Annotated in this window: 13 protein-coding genes; 1 reads left to right on the top strand and 12 read right to left on the bottom strand. The window is 62.4% G+C overall.

The genetic code is table 11. The annotated features are described in order from the left end of the window. Positions 1–19 precede the first annotated feature (19 nt). On the top strand, positions 20–5062 hold the full coding sequence (locus V3C40_RS00970) for a diguanylate cyclase domain-containing protein (RefSeq protein ID WP_331776199.1): 5043 nt from the start codon (positions 20–22) through the stop codon (positions 5060–5062). 27 nt (positions 5063–5089) lie between these two features. On the opposite strand, the gene V3C40_RS00965 is transcribed toward V3C40_RS00970, so the two are convergent. From V3C40_RS00965 to V3C40_RS00910, 12 genes are all read right to left on the bottom strand, one after another. Next, positions 5090–6589, bottom strand: coding sequence for a nucleobase:cation symporter-2 family protein (locus V3C40_RS00965; protein WP_331776198.1), 1500 nt, complete (start codon positions 6587–6589; stop codon positions 5090–5092). A 499-nt stretch (positions 6590–7088) separates the two neighbouring features. Next, entirely contained in the window at positions 7089–7253 is a 165-nt protein-coding gene (locus tag V3C40_RS00960) for a hypothetical protein (RefSeq protein WP_175444602.1), read from the bottom strand. Positions 7254–7381: 128 nt separating this feature from the next. Then, on the bottom strand, positions 7382–7708 hold the full coding sequence (locus V3C40_RS00955) for a hypothetical protein (RefSeq protein WP_070304789.1): 327 nt from the start codon (positions 7706–7708) through the stop codon (positions 7382–7384). Beyond that, on the bottom strand, positions 7705–8202 hold the full coding sequence (locus tag V3C40_RS00950) for a glycoside hydrolase family 19 protein (RefSeq protein WP_331776197.1): 498 nt from the start codon (positions 8200–8202) through the stop codon (positions 7705–7707). Before V3C40_RS00950 ends, V3C40_RS00955 begins: the two co-directional genes overlap by 4 nt. A 14-nt stretch (positions 8203–8216) precedes the next feature. Further along, entirely contained in the window at positions 8217–8645 is a 429-nt protein-coding gene (locus tag V3C40_RS00945; protein WP_331776196.1) for a hypothetical protein, read from the bottom strand. Between the two features lie 70 nt (positions 8646–8715). Continuing rightward, entirely contained in the window at positions 8716–10305 is a 1590-nt protein-coding gene (locus V3C40_RS00940; RefSeq protein ID WP_331776195.1) for a tail fiber domain-containing protein, read from the bottom strand. A gap of 154 nt (positions 10306–10459) precedes the next feature. Next, positions 10460–12445 carry a tail fiber domain-containing protein gene (locus V3C40_RS00935; protein WP_331776194.1) on the bottom strand — a complete coding sequence of 662 codons (1986 nt, stop codon included), beginning with the start codon at positions 12443–12445 and terminating at the stop codon, positions 10460–10462. After that, the gene (locus tag V3C40_RS00930; RefSeq protein WP_331776193.1) at positions 12445–13275 is read right to left on the bottom strand and encodes a hypothetical protein; all 831 of its coding nucleotides are present in this window, start codon (positions 13273–13275) and stop codon (positions 12445–12447) included. Before V3C40_RS00930 ends, V3C40_RS00935 begins: the two co-directional genes overlap by 1 nt. Beyond that, entirely contained in the window at positions 13272–13760 is a 489-nt protein-coding gene (locus tag V3C40_RS00925; protein WP_331776192.1) for a DUF4376 domain-containing protein, read from the bottom strand. Before V3C40_RS00925 ends, V3C40_RS00930 begins: the two co-directional genes overlap by 4 nt. Next, a complete protein-coding gene (locus V3C40_RS00920) occupies positions 13760–15241 on the bottom strand; it encodes a hypothetical protein (RefSeq protein ID WP_331776191.1) in 1482 nt (493 codons plus the stop codon). Before V3C40_RS00920 ends, V3C40_RS00925 begins: the two co-directional genes overlap by 1 nt. Next, the gene (locus tag V3C40_RS00915) at positions 15238–16707 is read right to left on the bottom strand and encodes a hypothetical protein (RefSeq protein ID WP_331776190.1); all 1470 of its coding nucleotides are present in this window, start codon (positions 16705–16707) and stop codon (positions 15238–15240) included. The genes V3C40_RS00920 and V3C40_RS00915 overlap by 4 nt, the downstream gene beginning before the upstream one ends. Continuing rightward, complete coding sequence (locus V3C40_RS00910) at positions 16704–19883, bottom strand: hypothetical protein (protein ID WP_331776189.1); 3180 nt, start codon at positions 19881–19883, stop codon at positions 16704–16706. The genes V3C40_RS00915 and V3C40_RS00910 overlap by 4 nt, the downstream gene beginning before the upstream one ends. Positions 19884–19912 lie beyond the last annotated feature (29 nt).

The raw sequence follows: 19912 nt of genomic DNA, 5'->3' as shown, positions 1-19912 counted from the left end.
TGTACTGCTAGCCCAGCCCATGCGCTCCCTTTTCGATCACGAGATCATCAAACAGCTGCACAGCGGTGCCCGCTCACGGGTTTACCGCGCCAGGGCTGCGGATGGTGCCGCGCTGATCGTCAAGAAACCCAATCAGCCGTTCCCCTCCTTTCAGCAACTGGCGCAATTCAAGCGCGAGTATGCGATCGCACGCCGCTGCCGCCATCCTGGCGTGGCGCATCCGCTGGCGCTGCAGCTGCACGGCGGGTGCTGGACGATGGTCCTCGAGGATACTGGCGGCCAGGCGCTCGACCACGTATTGCGCGCGCAGGTGGCGGCGCGCAGGACGCCGTCGCAGCCCGCATTGGCGCTGGACGACTTTTTCGACATCGCGCTGCAACTATGCGCTGCGCTGGAGGAGGTCCATACGCATGGCGTGATCCACAAGGACATCAATCCCTCCAACCTGGTGTGGAATGGCGAGCGGCGGCGGCTGCAACTGATCGATTTCGGCATCGCCTGCGAACTGCCGTACGAAAGCCACGGCATCGTCAATCTGCAAACGCTGGAAGGCACACTGCGCTACATGGCGCCGGAACAGACGGGGCGCATGAACCGGCGGGTCGATTGGCGCGCCGATTTCTATGCGCTGGGCGCCACCTTCTACGAACTGCTGGCCGGCCAGGCGCCGTTCGAGACGGGCGACGAGATGGAACTCGTGCACTGCCACATTGCGCGCAGTCCCGACTGGTCGCACCCGGCGCTGGCAAGCCTGCCTGGCCAGCTGCTGCCGATCATCCAGCGGCTGCTGGAAAAAAATGCCGACCAGCGCTACCAGAGCTTGCAGGGCTTGCGCAGCGACCTCGAAGCCTGCCGCGCGCAAGAGCCGGCGCTGTCGCTCAAGCTGTCCGACCACAACGGCCGCTTCCTCGTGCCGCAAACGCTGCATGGGCGCGAGGATGCCATCGCCGAGCTGCTCACGGCGTTTGAGCGCGGCGCCACGGGCAGGTGCGAGATGCTGCTGGTGGCCGGCCATTCGGGCATCGGCAAGTCGGCGGTCATCAACGAAGTGCAGAAACCGATCATCGCCCGGCGCGGCTGTTTCCTGTCCGGCAAATTTGACCAGCTACAGCGCGACGTGCCGTATGCCTCGCTGATCCAGGCCTTCCAGGGGCTGGTGCGCCAGCTGCTCGGCCAGCCCGAGGAAACGCTGCGCCAGTGGTCCGCCAAACTGCACCAGGCGCTGGGCAGCGGCATCGGCATGCTGGTCGAGCTGATTCCCCAGCTGGCGTTGATCGTCGGCCCCACGGACCCGATGCCCGCGTCGGCGCCGGCACAGGCCCAGCTGCGCCTCGACCGCCTCTTCCCCCGCTTCGTCGAAGTATTCGCCTGCGCCGGGCATCCGCTGGTGCTGTTCCTCGACGACCTGCAATGGGCCGATGCGGCAACCTTGCGGATGATCGAACTGCTGATGGTCTCGTGCGACAAGAGCTGCATGCTGTTCATCGGCGCGTACCGCGACAACGAGGTGAGTCCCGCGCATCCGCTCATCGCACTGCGCGACAAGCTGCTCTCCCGTGACGTACGTCTGTCGACACTGTCACTGGGCGCACTGACCGAGCCGCAGGTCGCGCAAATGGTCTCGGCCACCGTGCGCGTGGCGGCCACCGACTGCGCGCCACTGACCAGCATTTGCTACCGCAAGACGGCCGGCAATCCGTTTTTCCTCAACCAGTTTCTCGCTTCGCTCAATGAGACGGGCCAGCTGCGCTACCGGGCCGCCGACGATTGCTGGGACTGGGACTTGCCCGCGATAGAACAGGCCAGATATACCGACAACGTGGTCGAGGTGCTGCTGGAGAAAATCCGCCGCCTGCCCATCGCGACGCAGCACCTGCTGCAACTGGCCGCCTCGTGCGGCAACCGCTTCGCACTCGACACGCTCGCGCTGGCAGTGGACCGCGCGCCCCGGAAAACGCAGCAAGACCTGTGGCCGGCGCTCAGTGCAGGCTTGATCCAGCCGCTCGACGAACGCTATAAATACGTGAGTGGCGACACCGATGCGGCCAACAGCGGCGTCAGTTACCGCTTCCTGCATGACCGGGTGCAGCAGGCCGCCTACCTGGTCGCTGACGACGATGCGCGCGCGGCCAACCATCTTCTCATCGGCCGCCTGCTCCTGCGGCATGCGACGCCGGAGCGTCGGGACGAGACACTGTTCGAGATCGTCGAGCAGCTCAATGCCGGCCGCGCGCTGATCAACGATGCGGACGAGCGCGCGCAGCTGGCGATGCTCAATCTCCAGGCCGGCGTCAAGGCACGGCGCTCCGCCGCATTCCAGTCCACGCTGGAGCACATGCGCACCGGTCTCGACCTGCTGCCGGCGCAGGCATGGAGCGTCCACGCCGACCTCTGGCTCGACCTGCAGCTGGGCGCGGCCGAAGCGGCCTATTTGTGCGGCCAGTTCGATGCGGCCGAGGCGATCTACCCGCAGGTGCGCGCCCGTACCCTGATTCCCTTGCTGCAGGTGCGCTGCATTGCCATCCAGGCGCACCAGTATCAATTGCAGGGCCGCCTGCTCGACGCCATTGCCGTCCAGCGCGACGGCCTGGCGCTGCTGCACATCGACATTCCGCACGATGTGACGCAGATGAAGGCGCGCTTCGCCGATATCCTCGCCGACATCGGGCGGCAGCCCGGCGCGCAGGCGCCCGACACCTTGCTGGCGGCCGATGAGATGTGCGAGCCGGACGCGGTGGCCGCGATGCAGATGATGCAGGGCCTGTGGATGGCCAGCTATTACGCCGGCCAGCAGGATCTCAGCGCGCTGATGGTGGTGTCGATGACGCGGCTGTCCATACAGCGGGGGAACAGCGATTTCAGCGCCGTCGCCTATGTCGGCTACGCGATGATGGTGGCGCTGTACAGCGGCGACATCGCGCGCGGCTACGCCTTCGGCGCGATGGCGATGGCGCTGGCCAGGCGCCGTGCCAACCTGCAGACGCGCACGCTCACGGGCCTGATGTTCGGCGCGCTCAGCAACCACTGGACGCAGCCGCTGCGCAGCTCCGACGCCCTGTACGAAGAAGCGTTTGGCTGGGCGCTGGAAATCGCCGATTTCGTGCAGGTCGGCGTGGTGGCGGCCGTGCGCGCCACCGACCGGCTCATCCTCGGCGACTACCTGCCACACCTGATGCACGACATCGAGCATGACTTGGCGCTGATGCGCGCCAACGGCCAGCAGGCGATGGCCGATTGCTGCGTCGCCGCCGCGATCCAGCCGATCAAGTGCCTGATGGGTCTCCTGGCCCGCCACGACAGCTACGACGATGGGGCCTTCAGCGAGGCGCGCTTCCTCGATCAGTATGGCGGCTCGCAGCTGTACCGCGCCTACTTCTTGCAGGGGAAGATACGCAACGCCTACCTGTTCGACGGCGCCGACGCCGAACAGCTGGCCGGCCAGCTCGGCAACGTCACCCAGATCATGCGCGGCCAGGCCAAGGTTGTCGAGTGCAGCTTCTACGCCGCGCTGATCCTGATCCGTGCCTTGCGGCGCGATCCTGCGCGCCCCGATGCGGGCGATATGCTGACCGTGATCGGCACGCTGCAGGCGAGTCTCGCCAAATGGGCCAAACAAGGCTCGGACAACAGCAAAGCCAAACACCTGCTGGTGCAGGCCGAGATGGCACGCTACCGGGAAGAGCTGCAACTGGCCACACGTTATTATCAACAGGCGATCGACGCGGCAGGCCTGGCCGGCTACGTCAACATGCAAGCGCTGGGCAATGAACTGTGCGGCGAATGCTGGTTCGACCAGGGACATGCGCGCGTGGCCGGCGTCTTTATCCAGGACGCCATCGCGCATTACGGCCAGTGGGGTGCGCAGGGCAAAGTGGCGCAGCTGCATGCGCGCCACGGCGTACTGCTGTCAAGGATGGAAGGCCGCAGCACGCAGCGGCATTCTGTCTCCCACACGCACGGCAGTTCCGCGCTCGACCTCGTGTCGCTGCTGAAGGCATCGCAGATCCTGTCGAACGAGGTGGGCCTGCGCAAGGTGCTGACGCGCCTCATTGCCATCGTATGCGAAAACGCCGGTGCGCAGGTGGCGCGCCTGCTGCTGCTGTCCGAAGGCAGCTACCAGCTGGAGGCCAATATCGATGGCGATGGCGTCACCGTTTTGCAATCGCGCCAGCTCGACCTGAGCGCCGCCAGCGACCCGCATTTCCCGCTATCGCTGCTGCGCTACGTCGTGCGCACCGGTGCCGAGGTGATCGAAGACTGCATCACGGGCGCTTCGCGCTTTGCCGCCGACCCGTACGTGCAGTTGCACCTGCCGCGCGCCGTCATGTGCCTGCCGATCCGGCACGGCGGCCAGATCGGCGGCATCCTGTACTTCGAGAACAGGCTTGCCGACGCCTCGTTCACGGAAGAACGCGTAGCGTTCCTGCGCATGCTCGGCGCGCAGGCGATGATCTCGATTTCCAGCGCCAGGCTGCATGACAGTCTCGAACGGCGCGTTGCCGAACGCACGGAACAGCTGGAGGACGCCAACCGCAAGCTGGCGACCCTGTCCATCACCGACGGCCTGACGGGCCTGGCGAACCGGCGCCATTTCGACGACGTGCTGCGCGCCGAATGTGCGCGTGCCACGCGCGTCGGCCAGCCGCTTGCCGTCGTCATGCTCGACGTCGACTATTTCAAGCGCTTCAACGACCGTCACGGCCACCAGGCCGGCGACGCATGCCTGATCCGGGTCGCGCATGCGCTGGCGGCCGGCATGCGGCGCGCGGGCGACCTGACGGCGCGCTACGGCGGCGAAGAATTTTCGATCGTGCTGCCAAACACCGGGGCGGACGAAGCGCGCCAGATCGGCGAAGCGCTACGGCGCGCCATCGAAGAGCTGGGCATCGCCCACGTGAACGCGGATGCACTGCAGGTAACGATCAGCGTCGGCATCGCGGTCCAGTCGGCACCGGGCGCCGCCGATCCGGACGCCCTGCTGCGCCTGGCCGATGCCGCGCTGTACTACGCCAAGGATGCGGGGCGCAATTGCGTGGTGCTGAGAATTCTGCCGCCCGGCTAATCCGCGTTCACGGCGTGGGGCGACTCCTCAATCGCTGCCATGGCTGTTCTCGCGCGCCTGCTCCTGCGCCTTTTCCTGCGACACCAATCCATTGAAGAACAGATTGAGCAGCACGGCAACGATGGCGGCCAGCAGGATGCCGCTGTGCAGCAGCGGCGACAGGGCTTTCGGCATGTGCTGCGCGTACTGTTCCGCCACCAGCGGCAGCATGCCGAAGCCGATCGACAGGGCTACGATGAACAGGTTGTTGCGGTTGCTCTTGTAGTCGACGCCGGCCAGGATGCGGATGCCCGTGGCGGCGACCATGCCGAACATCACCAGCCCTGCCCCGCCCAGCACGAACGCCGGCACGGCTTCGGCCGTCTGCGCGATCTTCGGAATCACGCCCATGACGAGCAGAATGATGCCGGCCGCCACGCAGACCCAGCGGCTGCGCACGCCCGTCACGCCCACCAGGCCCACGTTTTGCGAGAACGAGGTGTACGGGAAGGTATTAAAGATACCGCCGATCAGGGTGCCCAGGCCATCGACGCGCAAGCCGCGGCTGATGTCTGCCTGCTCGATGCGCTTGCCCGTCATGTCGCCCAAGGCCAGGAACATGCCCAGGGACTCTATCATGACGACGATCATCACCAGGCTCATGGTGATGATGGCAACCACGTCAAAAGTCGGCATGCCGAACTGGAATGGCGTGACGACGGCAAAAGCCTTGGCGCTGGCCACCTTGGCGAAATCGGCCTTGCCCAGCGCAAACGACAGGGCCGTGCCGGCGATGATACCGATCAACACGGCGATATTCGACAGGAAACCACGGCCATACTTGGCCACCAACAAGATGACGGCCAGCACGAAGAAGGCGATGCCCATGTTGTCCAGCGCGCCATAGCCGGGGTTGGCGATCATGGGCACGGGACCGGCTGGCGCGGGCAGGCCAGCCGCCGTGGCGGTGGAGGCCATCTTGAGAAAGGCGGGATCGGCGATCTGCGCCATGGCGGGCGGCCCGCCCATGGCCCAGTTCACGCCCACGCGCATCAGCGACACGCCGATCACGGCGATGATGCTGCCGGTAACCACGGGCGGAAACAGCGCCAGCAATCGACTGATGAAGGGCGCGATCAGCATCGAGACGACGCCGGCGCCGATCACGGCGCCAAAGATACCGGTGATGCCCAGGGCCGGATTGTTCGCCATGGCCAGCATGGGACTGACGGCGGCAAAGGTGACGCCCATCATGACGGGCAGGCGGATGCCGAAATGCTTGCCTATGCCCAGGGACTGGATCAGGGTCACGAGACCGCAGCAGAACAGGTCGGCACTGATCAGCGCCGCCACCTGCTCGGGCGGCAGCTTGAGGGCGCGCCCGACGATCAGCGGTACGGCGATGGCGCCCGCATACATGACGAGCACGTGCTGCAAGCCCAAGGTAAACAGTTTGCCAGCTGGCAGGATTTCATCGACGGGAGATGGCGCGGCAGGCTTACTGCCGGGCACGCTGCGGTGGATGGATTTCAGACGGGGAGAGGCCATTTACGCTCCACTTCCTGGGTTACCGCGGCCCGGATGGGCGCAGGTGAAAGGGAAAAGCAAGACGGAAACGGGACGGCAGGAACACGACGGTGACGGCTGATGCATGCGAAGCTCCTTGGATGGGACGACCAAGATAGCCATGCATGCTTCGTGCCAGGTGGATTGTATACAGAAATTGTGGCAAAAATCACCAGGGATTGGTCAATTTGACCGTGGATGCACCGTTTTCTCGCATGCCGCCCCGCGCACCTGCACCAGAAGGCGGCAAAGGCGGCGGCACTGGCAGGCCACTGGTGACTGCTGCTTGGAGTGCCTGTCAATACCTGCTGCCCGTCGTGATTTGCGGCCTGCGATGCTCACTATCTCGGCGGCTCCGCACCTCGTGCAGTTGCGCCTTTTGGGCCAACAGCGGTGCCAAGCCCTCCTTCCTCCCGCAGCAGTTTTGTTAGTTGCCAGGCATTTTACGCGTTGCCAGGCGTTGTTAGCCGCTGCTAACCGCTTAGCCGCCGCCGCAAGCATCGAGCAGCGATTCCAGTTGACGTACATGGGCGGCACGCAATTGTTCGCGCGCCAGCAAGGCTTGCACTTGCTCGAAGATACCGTGCGACGGTACAGCCGGCAAGACGGGCGCGGCGGGGCGCGTGGCGATGCACGGCGCGTTCACGGGCCAAGCTTCCAGCGTCGATGCCGGCGCCCATGCCGCGCAGCCGGTCAACAAGCTCGCCAGTAATAAAGTGGCTAGCCTGCTGGCGAGGCTGCCTGCATACCTTCCGGCACCTTCACGCGGCGGCCTCATGGCATTTCGCTGGCGATCAGCGCCTCTGCGGCACGGCAGGCGTCGCCTTCGGGCTGCAGCGCCAGGATGCGGGCCGCAGCCGCTTGCGCATCTGCCTGCCCGGCCTGCGCCGTGGCCAGCGCCTGCCCTACCCGCGCCGACCGGCGCACACCCTCCTCCCGCATCGCATTCAGGGCCTGGTTCTGGCGCCGCAACACGGCTTGCACCTCCAGCACTTGCGCCGCGCACGCGGCACGGCCCGTTTCGCGGCCCCAGCGCTGGGCGCAAAACACGGCTGCCCCCAGCAACAGCAGCATGGCCACAATGCTCAATGACGGCTTCATGCCAGCACCTTGCGCGCTGCCTGGTACAAGGCCAGACGCTCGGCCAGTCCATTCACGCCGCCGTTGATACGGCGCGTCACCCGTTCCTGGTCATCCGCGTCGGCCAAGCGGTTCAAGCCGCGCGATTGCCAGAACCAGCCCGCCGAGCGACAAGCGAAAAATGTCTGCTCCAGCAGTTGCGGCGCCGCCAGCAAATCCAGGCCCAGCGCCACGCCGCACGCCGCATAGTTGGCGCGCCCCGTCACCTGCAGCAAGCCGCGCCCCTTGAAACGCACACCATCGCCGACGATCACATTGCCCAGGTCCGCGCGTCCTTCATAGGCCGCGCCGCTGGCCAGTTCGCGCACATAGCGCAACTGTCCCGATTCGTGGCCCACCTGCGCCAAGAACGAGGCCCGACGCAGCGGCGTGTCGATACTGAATTCGGCCATCGCCGCATTCAAGGGCGCCAGGAACAGCGTAGCGCGGCGACCGGCCAAGGGCATGATCTGCATCAATTGGGCGCCTGTCACAGCATGCCCCGCACATCCTTGACGGCAGCGGCTGCATCGGCCGCCAGTTCGCCAATATCCTTGCCGCGCCGCTTGTCGAACCAGCGCACGCAGGCGCCCAGCACCCACCAGGCAGGCAAGCCGGCCGCCACCATCACTGGGGCGGCGATGAATAAAAACCCCGTGGACGGGTCGCCGCCATACAAACCCGCCACGGTCTTCGCGCTGTCGAACAGGCTGGGCCACCACGACAGCACGACGGCCACCAATACGGGGCCGAGAAAGGTGGAAATGATGATGCTGGAACAAAAACGAATAAATGCCTCCTTGGTGGATCGGGGCCACATGAACATGAAGCCCAGCGACGTGGCGGCGGCGCCGGCCAGCACCGGCACGCCAAACAGTTTGATCAATGCGCCGCCGGCGGCGGTGGTTTCGAGGGCCATGGTTGCCTTTCAGGTGGTGGAAATGAAAAAACCCGCCGAAGCGGGTTTGACAGGAAAATCTATATTTGCGTTAGATAGCCTCCAAAGCGGCGAGGCGCGCCTCTGTTCTGGCCATACTGGCCCTCAAGCCACGGGCGATGAACATATTAAGCTGGTCATTGCGTAACGAGTACACCTCGCCAGCTTCTCGCAGTTTCACGTCGCCACCACCCTTGCCGTCAACTGGTGGACGATGTCCATATTCTTCCCCCCACGAGTCATAGCAGATGAATCCGTACTCGAACGGTTCAAGTCCGTGCGCCTCCATGATGCTGACGATTCCCTGAACAGTCGCGCCGATGTGCTTGCGAGCATCAGCCCCCTTGCTCTGCACCGCTTCGAGCCACTGGTATGTCCCTAAGCTTTCAGCGATGTCCAGAGCAGCGGCAATCTCCCTTTCCGTCATCGGGGAAATGGCCGTTTTCAAGCGAGCATCCGATGTGTTGATAGCGCCAGTGGAAGCGTACACAACGGCAAACCGATTGGACGGCGCACCCAATCCGGTAACACTATCAGCGATGGGGTATAGGTAATTACCATTCACGCCAATCACGTCACTCAAGACCCCCCGCTTGTTGACTTGCCACAATAGCGACGCATCAGGCCCATTTACACAAAGAATACGGCCCGACGTTCCGCTGGCGGCATTTGCGAAATCGACAATAGCCGGGAGGGTATTGCCTGATGAAGCCAAGAACGTACCATAGCCTTCACCACTTTTCGATGTGATAGTTGCAGTCGACGGTGCTTCAAGGATGAATGATGGTGTCAAAGCCTTGAGGGACTGCAGGTTAGTAAACGTCATGTCACCAGCCGCCGTTACACGAAATCGCTCGACCGAGTTTGTAATCATCACCAATGCCCCCGCCACGGGAGAGTACAAGCCGTGCCCTGGCCCGAACAGGACGCCGATACCGGCTTGCACAGTCCCTGAAAAGACCGGGTTGGCCAACGGCGCCTTCAGTGCCAGCGCCGCGGCCTGAGCCGCTGACACCGGCTTATTCGTATCGCTGGTATTGTCCACGCTGCCCAGGCCGACGTCGGCTTTGTTGCCTGACGTCGCGACTGCCGCAAACGATGGACGTCCTGCAATATCTGACCAGGCCGGCATGTATGATCCCGGCAGCGCATCCGTGATGCCATAGCCCGCCAGCGTCGTCGCGCGCGTCGCCTTTTTCTCGTCCAGCTCAGCCAGCGCCGCCTGCACGTTCGCCGCAACGATCCCGCCGACTGGCGTGCTACGGGTTTGCGAAGCCACATTGACGGGAACCGTCACCCACGCGCCGGATTGGAATACGCGCAGGCAACCGCCATTGAGCACCGTATCCCAGTACACGGCGCCGTCCAGGAGCGCAGCACCATGGTTATCCCGGCCTGGTGCGATGTCCTTGGCACCGAGGTAGCGGGCATCGAACGAGGCGAAGGTGGCGACTGCGGACGCGACGGATGCCGTCGCACTGGCCGCATCGGATCTGGCATCGGTGGAGGCCTGCTCCGCAACTGCCGCGCTAGCCGCAGCGGCGGCGACATTGAGCGGGATATCGACAATATCCTGCGCACGCGCCAGCTCATTGAGCTTGCGCAGATAGTCCATCTGGCCCGGATAAAAATTAGCTGGCATTCATTTTCCTCAAAAGTGGTAGATGCCGAACAGGCCCGCAATGCTTCCTGAAAGCGATATTCTCGTGAGATCGCTTTCCATACAAAAAATTGCCTGCAAGGTAGTGGACATGAAAAACCCGCCGTAGCGGGTTGAAGTGGTAACAAGTAGATGACTAGGCAGCAAGCTCGAGTGCCGCCAGCCGCAGTTCCAGCTGATCCTGGCGGGCGGCCTGGCCACGTGCAATGAACAGATTTAACTCATCAGGACGAAAACTGTACATGCTGCCGGCGAGTTGGACTTCCGTTCGAGCAGGCTGAACTTCACCGGGTTCGGTATACCCCTCTGTGAGTACCTCGTCGTATGCTTCGGCTGTCTCTGTGGCTGCATGGCGGACCACGACGGGTGGGTGCACTTTGTCCGGCACTTGGATCTGCGGATGCTCGGTGGTTTTTTCATCCCACTCGTCATAGCAAATAAAGCCGTAGGCGAGCGGATCCAGCCGGTGGCTTTCCATCACTTCGATTGCCCGCTGCACCGTCATGCCAATATGCTGACGCGCTGCCGTTCCCTTCTCCCTCACCGCTTCCAGGAAGCGATATTTTCCTATTTCTCTGGCCAATTGGATGGCAGCGGCGATTTCATTGCCAGACAAGGCAACGACTGCCGTTTTATGCCGGGCATCGGATGTCTGGACCACGCCAGTAGAGGCGTATATATTGGTCCAGCGCCGGTTAAAGCTGCCGAGTCCAATTACATTGTCTTCCCAAGGGTAGACGTAGTCTCCTTGCACGCATAATACGGCAGTTAACACTCCGGCTCGCTTTACTGCGATAGTGAAACTTCCCAGTGTTGCATTATTATCAAACCAGACACGTCCATGTTCGATCGCGTTGTTATAACTGAAAATATACGATGCCTGGCCCTGCGCTGCGTCCAGCGCCAGCGCTGTGTAGCCCCCTAAAGATTTGACGGCCACTGTATTCTGGCCAGGCGCATTGACCTGAAAGCCTCCCGGAAACAACGTCGCGTCTGACGTACTGGTTTTGAAGTAAATGGTTCCGGCGCTGCTCGACTCATAGTTAATAATCGCAAACTGACCGTTGGAGTTCTTCAGGATATCCGCCGAGGTGGACGCGCCCCCCGATGCCGCCTTTGTAATCAGCCTTATGATCGAACAATTGCCCGTTCCGCCGGCCTCGTTCACCACATCCAGATACCGATAGCCGACAACCGGACGCTGCTCTCCCACGCTCACGTTACCGTTAATACCAAGAGTCATGGTGTTCGCATTACCCGTATAAAACTTCAATGGAAGATAGCTTCCCGTACCAATTTGCGCAGACGACAGCCTGACACTGTCAGCCCTGACGACGCCCAGCGCGGCCAAGGAGGTATTCAGCGGATTGTCGTCGGCATAGGCATTGAATTGCGCGACCGTACCGGTACCGTTAGGAATCGCGCCAATAATAGTGGAACTATTCGCTGTTGTCGTACGCAACAGCACCCGGGCATCGTGAGTCGCATTGGAGAAATCCCCACCGATGACACCGCCAAACACCGCGTTATATGCATTGGCTTTCAATGACAACGCACTGTCCACCGCAGCGCTAACTGGTTTTGCCGCGTCTGCCGTATTGTCGACATTCCCCAAGCCAACATCAATCTTGTTACCGGAAATGGCCACCTTGGCCAGACTGGTCGTTGTCGCCTTTTTCAGCTCAAGCTCATTCAACGCCGCCTGGACATCCGTCGCCAGCGCCGTCCCCGAGGGGGTACTGGCAATCTGCGAAGCCACATTGGCGGGGACCGTCACCCACTGTCCGTCCTGGCGCACGCGCAGGCAACCGCCATTCAGCGCCATATCCCAATACGTAGCGCCCGCCAGGAGCGCACCGCCAGCGTTGTCCGATGTCGGCGGCAGCGCTTTGGCACCAAGATAGCGCGCGTCGAACGAGATAAATGATGCCGCAGCAGCAGCGGCTGATGTTGTCGAAGTATTCCCGCTCCCGGCCGCAGACTTCGCTGAGGCAGCGGCTGCCGTAGCACTCGCGGCGGCGGCAGCCGAGTTTGCCGGTATATCAACGACATCCTGCGCCCGTGCCAACCGGTTCAGCTGGTACAGCGTGTCGCGCTGCCCGTAGTAAAAAGCATCGCTCATTACAGCTCCTCTATTTCAATGTTGGTGGCATATGCCTGGAAAGACGGTATCGTGATGGCTGCCAGGTTGGTCAGGCGTCCGTAGACCTGATGTGCCTGCTCAAGCTCGACGTCGTCGTCATCCGGAAACAGGCTGACAAAGATGGGCCGCGACAAGCCGCTACCTCGCACGATGCGCCACAGGTCAGCGCGGTCTTGGGGTGTCATATGATCAAGTGTCAGCGATAGCTTCCGAAACAGCGTGCCCCGTTCCACTTTCTGCTCGCCGGCTCCACTGCGATACAGGCTGCTGGTGTCGCCCGGTGTTACGCCGGCCCCGTACGCAGCATTGACCTGGGGTTCCCAGTAAGCACCAGCCACCAGGCGCGCTGCCTCGATGTAGCCGGCAGGGTTGTCCGGATCGACCAGGTCGATCACCATTTTCTTGAGGCTGCGCATCTGGAACCAGCAGCGGCCATAGGTTGCACCGCCATAGCTGAAGGCATTGACCCCCAGTGGTAGCGCCCCCCAGTTCCACATACCCAGACGTGCATACTCGCAAGCTGGCACGGCACCGGTATCGAAGACGGACGTGCCATCTCCAGGCTCGGCGTAACCACGCACGCGAATGGTGGAAGTTGGTGTCAGGTTACAGAATGGCAGGGCCACGCCACCGATGATCTCCGGTGTTGGCCAGATCGCGGTAATGCTCAATTGCGTGCCGACCGAACGGAACACCGATGACTTGCCTTCGCGCTGCAGATTGGCTGGCCCCAAAGCTCCAGCCTGGCTGGATGCGATTAACACCGCATGGTCGGCGACATTGTCGTGGATGATGCGTATCTTGTTCATGCTGCCTCCGTGGCGGGCCAAACGATGCTGTCGAGCTGCTCGATGGTAGCTGCCGCCGCAATCAGTTCGCGCAAGCCACGGGCAATGACGAACGCACCCGAGACCTGTGCGACCAATGCGGCACCAACAGCGATCATGCCGGCGGCATCAAGCGCCACCGTCGTGTTATCGGATAACGTCCAATCAATGCTATATGGCAGGCCTGCCACTTGTGCCAACAAAGCCATGTGCGCTGCACCTGTGATGCGTGCCTTGTCGGCCTGGTATCGCAATCCGGCGCATGTAAAATCAGAAAGCTCGGCTGCCTCGCGTGCCAGCTTGATGCGTGCCCAGGTAGATATCCTGGTGCCCTCCAACGTTTTGGTGTCTATCCACAAGTCGGCACCAGCGTCGTAAATGTGATGCGCGCCAGGCCGGGGTGGCAACGTCTTTCCTGTGCGTTCGTTAGTCTGAGTGCCATCACCGTTGATTACGATTGTTTCCATTAAAAATTCCTTGCGATCACAATCGCCTGACATTGTTTAACATAAAGCTTGCCCATATTCGCTGCGCCAAGGTCAGCATTGGTGCCGGAAACTCCGAACTGGACGGTGTCACCCACGTTGATGTTCAAAGTAAGTCCGTAGACCGTTGCGGCAGGGGCATCGCCGTCCTGCCGCTCCTGGACTCCGCTCAACCAGCGCCAGTTCCCGCCATTCATGCGATACCAAATGCTCAGTTGGTCGTCGACCACCGCCGTACAAACGATTGAAAAAAATACGCTGCCAGAGCGGATGCGGAGCGCGGCAGGCCACCCTGGAGCGTTGTGTTTGAACAGTACTTCCAGATTGGTAAATACAGCTGCGGAACTGAGAGTTGAAGTCTCAACAAATACCCCGGATGCGGACGACTGCAGGGAAATCGATGGGTAACCGGGCTCGAAAAACGCCGTTGCCTCAGTTGCAGTGCCGACGGACACACGCGCAGATGAAAGGTCGCCAGAAAATGTACCTTTCACAGCATCCAACTCACCGGAAAATTTTCCCTTGGCGGCATCGAGGACACCAGAAAAGCTGCCCTTTGCCGCTATCAACTCTCCCGAGAACGTACCCTTGACACTGTCCAGCTTGCCGCTGAAAACTGCGTGGCCATTGACGATGGAAAAGCCAGGCGCATAGATATTGCCTGCCGCATCGATCTGCATATACTTTCCCAGTGCAGGATTACCAAACAGCAATCCGCTCTCGCTCAAGTGGAAACCGCTACCGCCGTTGCTTGGCCATGCATAGGCACTGCTGGGATAGCCAGTACCGCCGTGCACTGTCGCGCTGTAAATGTCGCCCGCCGTGACCTTGCCAAGGTCGGCACTGATTGCGCTCAGCTGCCCAACCTTGAGTGCATTCAGATACGGCGCCGCCCACTTGGTAGTGCCACTGGCCGGATTAAAAATTCCATCGGACCGGTACAGCGATTCTCCGGCACCGAATGCCTGTGGCGAACCTTCCCACACCGTGCCGGCCCCCCAGGTGTTAATTGGCGGAAAGGATGCATCGCCCTGCGAGCTGATGGTCGCCGGCGCGCTCCCCAGCGACGACAGGCCTGTCTTGCTGTAGGCGACGCGCGAAGAATTGCCCGTCACGCCATCAAAAACCTTGCTGACCGTCTGGCTGGCCGTGTAAGTGAGGCTATCGACTACAATCGTGGCCCTGACCGTGACGCTATCGCCCACCATGCCGGCATACGCCAGCGTGGCCACGTTGCCGACGCGCGTCAGCACGCTGGCGTTACTGGCAGAAAACGCCACCTGCCCCTGCATATTCACCAAGCCTGCCGTAAAGTCGATGCTTGCCGGCGCGGCAAGCGTGGTGGCGGCCACCTTGAACGCCTGCGCCGTGGCAGCGAGCAACAGCACGCGGTCGTTGGCCGGCGCGAAGCGCGGCACGGTATTCATGATCAGCCTGTCGCGTTCTCCCACTATGGCGCTCATACGAGCACCCCCACCGTCACTCTGCCCGTCAGCCAGAAGCGCGACAGCAGCACCACCACACCCGGCACGCCGTCCTGCAAGCCAAAGCGTTCAGCGCGCAGTTGCACGGGCTGCCCCAATTCCAGCATCATCATCTCGGGTTCTCCATCGAATTCATAAATGGTGCGCGGCACCTTGTTCAGGGCCAGGCGCCGCAGCGCTTCCGCGCGGGCGTCAGCCCGCGTCTTCAGGCACGTATCGATCTGCACCGGATCGTCGGAGAGGCGGTAACGCGTGCGTACCGCCGCGTCGATGACCGTCTCCGTCAGCCATTCCGTGGTATACAAATCCGCATGCGCGGGCGGAATGCTGGTCGTCAGGCCTGCCTGCAGCGTGTAGTTCCGGTCGAAGCCGATCTTCACGGCGGCCGTCACCGGCAGGCGCTGCGCGGGGCGCAGCGAACGTTCGCGCATCTGCTCCGGGCCGATCGCCAGCGGCACGCCGGCGGCAGGCAAGGCGATCTGCACCAGGCGCAGCTGGCCGGTGCGCGACATGATCGCCTGGGCGCCCACGCTGGCCGCCAGCTGCTGGATGGCCTGCGCCTGGTTCGTGCGGTCCGCAACGTACAGCCCCACTGGCTGCGGGTGAACCGCATCGAAGGCGGCCAGGTTGTCCAGGTCCAGATCGGCAGTGGTAAAACGGTCGGCCGCCTTGCCGTAGGCGGTGGCAATACGCTGCACCAGCGGCGCGATGCGCGGCGCATAGCCGCCGCCCTTGTCGCCCTGCACGCTGGCCGTGATCGTGGTGGAAAACGGGTCGGTGGTCAGGTTGAAACGGCCCGCCTGGTCATTCAAGGCCACGGCGATCGGCTTGCCGTTGGTGCGCACTTCAAACGTCGATTCGACCGCGCCGAGAAAACCGTATTCCAGAGTTGCCGGATTGGTCAGCAAGGGCGTCACGTTGTGGCACTCGCCGAACGGAATCGGCAAGATGGCGTCCTTGTTCGGCGTCGTGCCTCCCAGCTTGGCTTCGGAGATCGGCGTATTCAAACGCTGCAGCTTGTCGCGCAGGACCAGGTTGACCGACTCGCGTCCTGCACTGGCCACGTCGGCGATGATGCCGTCGAAGACCAGCTGGAAGTCGGCACGCGGCCAGGAGGGGTCGCCAGCCCAGGCCTTGACCGGCCGGTTCATCCATACGTCGTCCAGCCAGCCATCGAGCGCGCCATCGGCGTTATCGAGTTCGATATCGCCGCCCGACAGGCCCGCCTCGCCGGACAGGCTGACCTGTTCCGTGAAGGCCAGGCCGCCCTTGGCCAGCGGCTGGTACGCGGTATTCGCCGGCACCTCGCGCGGCCCGGTGACGTAGGGCCGTGAAGCGATATACCGCGTCACCTCGCTGCCGCCCACATTCACCTGCGCCTCGATCAGCACCATGCGGATGGCCGACGGGCTTTGCAGCCATTCCTGAAATTGCGCATCGGTCATGCGTATTCTCCTTTCACTGCATTGGCCCAGGCGGATGCCCGGGACGATTTGTCCACGCCATCGACCACCGTCCTGGCGGCGTTGGCGTTCGATTCAAAGGTAGCCTGGATGGTGGCGCCCGTTTGCGCCCGCTGGTCGGCGCGCAAGCCTTCCAGTTCCACGCGCATGGCCTGGTTGTCTTCACGCAGGCCGCGGATTTCAGCCACCAGTACGTCGGAGCCGACGTTCGCAGCCGACGAGTAGCGCACGGGGTCGAAGACCGCCGCTGTCACGGGAGAAGTCATCGCGGCCAGTGCTGCGACCACGGGAGGAATACCGAGTTGCACGCCAAGATCCGCCGCACCGCCCATCGCCGCCCGCAGACCGGCGATGGCCTGGACCACCGTCAGCACGCTGTCGTTAATCGTGATCAGGCCCGATACCTGGGCATTGAGCGCATCCAGGCTGGCCTGCTGCACGTCGACCTGCGCGGCTGCCCATTTCAACGCTTCCTTGTTCGCTTCCACCACGCGGGCATAGTCCGCCGCATAACGGGCGTCGGAGGCGTTGACCACTTGCGATGCCGTCAGAAACGCCTGTTCGGCGGCAGACAGCCCCGATTGCGCCGTCGTATCGCCCGCATTCGCGGCAGCCAGGGTTTTCTCGAACTGCGCCCGCGCTTCCGCATATTTTTGCTCCGGCGTCAGCGTCGACTGAGCGCCCAGCGCCATGCTGGAGTTCAGCCCGTTCAAGGTCGTCACCCACGATTTCGACTTCTCCAGCGCCGACTTGGCCGCCGCCGATTCGGTTTCATAAGCCTTGGCCAGCGCATCCTTCGCACTGGTTACAGCCTTGACGGCCTGAATCTGGTCGAATAATCCGCGATTGGCATCGGCGACGCCGGCGCGCTGGGCAGCCAGCAACTGCGCTTCTGTTTTCGTCAGTTCGTTCAACTGCTGCTGCATGTCCTTGCGTTCGCTGGCGATGTCGCTGGCCGTCTTGTTCACTTCGGCCAGTTCACCGGTGGCGGCGGTGAGGTCGGCCGCATAATCGGCCGCCTTCTTGAACGGTTCGGCGATGGCAAGCAGCTGCACATACATGTTCTGGCCGGCCACCGTGTTCAAGTCCTGCGCCAGCACCAGCGCCTTGAATTGCTCGCTCGTCGTCACGCCGGACTGCCCCATCGCCGCCATGGCGCTACGCACCGACTTGGTGACCGGGTCCATCTGCTCGGCCTCGGTCAGGAAATTCTGCACGAAGAAGCTGGTGCCACTGGTCAGGGTATCGAGGTCGCCCGCCGCTTGAATCAGGCTTTCGCTCAGCGCCACGGCGGAAAGACCGGAGCTGTTGAACGACTTGCCCAGCACGGCCAGCACATCCGACACCTGCATGTAGTTGTTGGCCACACGCGCCAAGGTTTCCAGATAGCCCTCGCCCACGGCCTGGTATTTTTCCAGCCCCCCAACGCCGAACTTCGCCATGTCGTCACCCAGCTTCGAAAAGGCCGCTTCCAGGGCCTTTTGCACTTCCTCGCCCTTCAAGTCCTTCAGGCTGATCTTGCCCAGGCTGACGACGAAGGAATTCAAGCGCGCGGCGAAGGCATCGCCGCCGACACCCAGCAAGTCGGCCGCAGAGACGATACTCGTGCGCAGACCAAGCACGATTTTCGTAAACTGGTCATTCGTTTCCGTCCCCATGGCCGTGAGATTCGTGGACTTCTTGTCGCTGGAAAACCAGCCGCCGGACTTCTTGAGATCGACATAGGAATTCACGTTGAAGCGCTTAGTATCAAGGTCGCCCAGGCTCGACGAGTTGGTTACGATGCCCACATCCTGCACCGTGGTCTTGCCGCCAAAGATGCTGCTGACGACATTGCCAATGACGCCGCCGCTGGAACTGCCTTTGGTGCCCAGCGCGGACGTCAGGATGTCCGAACGCACCAGCAAGCTGCCCAAGCCACCGATGCCCGAGACGATCTGCTTGAGCGAGACCACCATCGACGAGGAATACGCGAGACCCAGGCCGGAGTTTTTCTCCATGATTTCCAGGCTGTTTGCGATCGACGCCGATTTCGCGGATGAATCACCAAGCACCGTGCCGGTGCCGTTGGCGGCCTGGCGGTCTCTGGCCGTCGTGTCGGCGCCGCCACCGCCGCCAGAAACGGCAACGCCGATTGCAAGCAGCATGCCGGCCACCATGGCAAATGCGCCGATATTGGCAGGAAACGGCGCCGCCAAAGCCGATGCCAGCGCCGACACGCCATACGCGCTGGACTTGGCCGTTTCCGCGGCGGTTACCGGTCCGACCGATGCCGCCGCGCCTGCGACTTCCGCCGTCGTCGCGGCAGTTTTTGCCGTCGTCACAAGGGTGATACTCGTCAGTTTTTCAAACAGCGACTTCGTATTCATGGCGAATTCATAGGCGCGGAAGCCTTTTTCCACCTTTTCCATGAGTTCATAGCCGGCCGACTTTTCTTTGAAAAACCCCTTCGCGGCGGTCGCCATGTCGTGATACTGCTTGACCGTGGCCTTTTTCTTGTTTTCCTGTGCCTTTTCCTGCCCTTTTTCGGACGGGTCCTCCTTCACTTCCTTGGCAAAGGTAAAATCGATATCGTCCTGCGCCTTCCTGAATCCCAGCAAGGCAGTGGTCATTTTGCCGATGGTGCCGCCGACATTGCCAAAGGCCTTCTCCAGTTTTGTCGCCAGTTGACCGGTAAATTCACCAGCCTCCTTCCACTCCGCCTCGCTATATTTGCGCGTGGGCGCCGCCGGTGCCGCTTTTGCCTTGGCATCGGCCGCCTCTTTGCCTGCGGTGTCCAGCTTGTCCTGGCGCTGCTCTTCAAACGCAAAAGCGCCATATTTGGCGCCTGCGCCGGCTGTGGCGGGGTTACCTGCGGCGCGAAAAGCCGCCAGCCGCGTATAAGCATTGCCCAGGCCACCGACCACTTTGCTGGCATCGGCCAGCGATTTCGCCTCGCCGGTATTCAATGCTCCCAAGGCCTTTGCGGCGGCGGTGGCATCGCGTGCCTGTTCCGCCTGGGCGCGCAGCAACAACGCCGACGATTCCGCCTCCGTATTGACGACTTTCAGGCCTTCGGCCGCAGCCAGGCTGGCCTCGCTGATTGCTTTCAGCACTTGCACCGTGTCCGTTGCCTTCGTCAAGTCGATGACAAGTTTTAATTCTGTTATCTCTGGCATGTTTGGCCCCTAAAAAAGGCCGCGCATGG

This window comes from Janthinobacterium sp. LS2A, from assembly GCF_036543145.1.
GTDB classification, from domain to species: Bacteria; Pseudomonadota; Gammaproteobacteria; order Burkholderiales; family Burkholderiaceae_D; genus Janthinobacterium; species Janthinobacterium aestuarii.
This window is presented reverse-complemented; position numbering and strand designations above follow the sequence as displayed.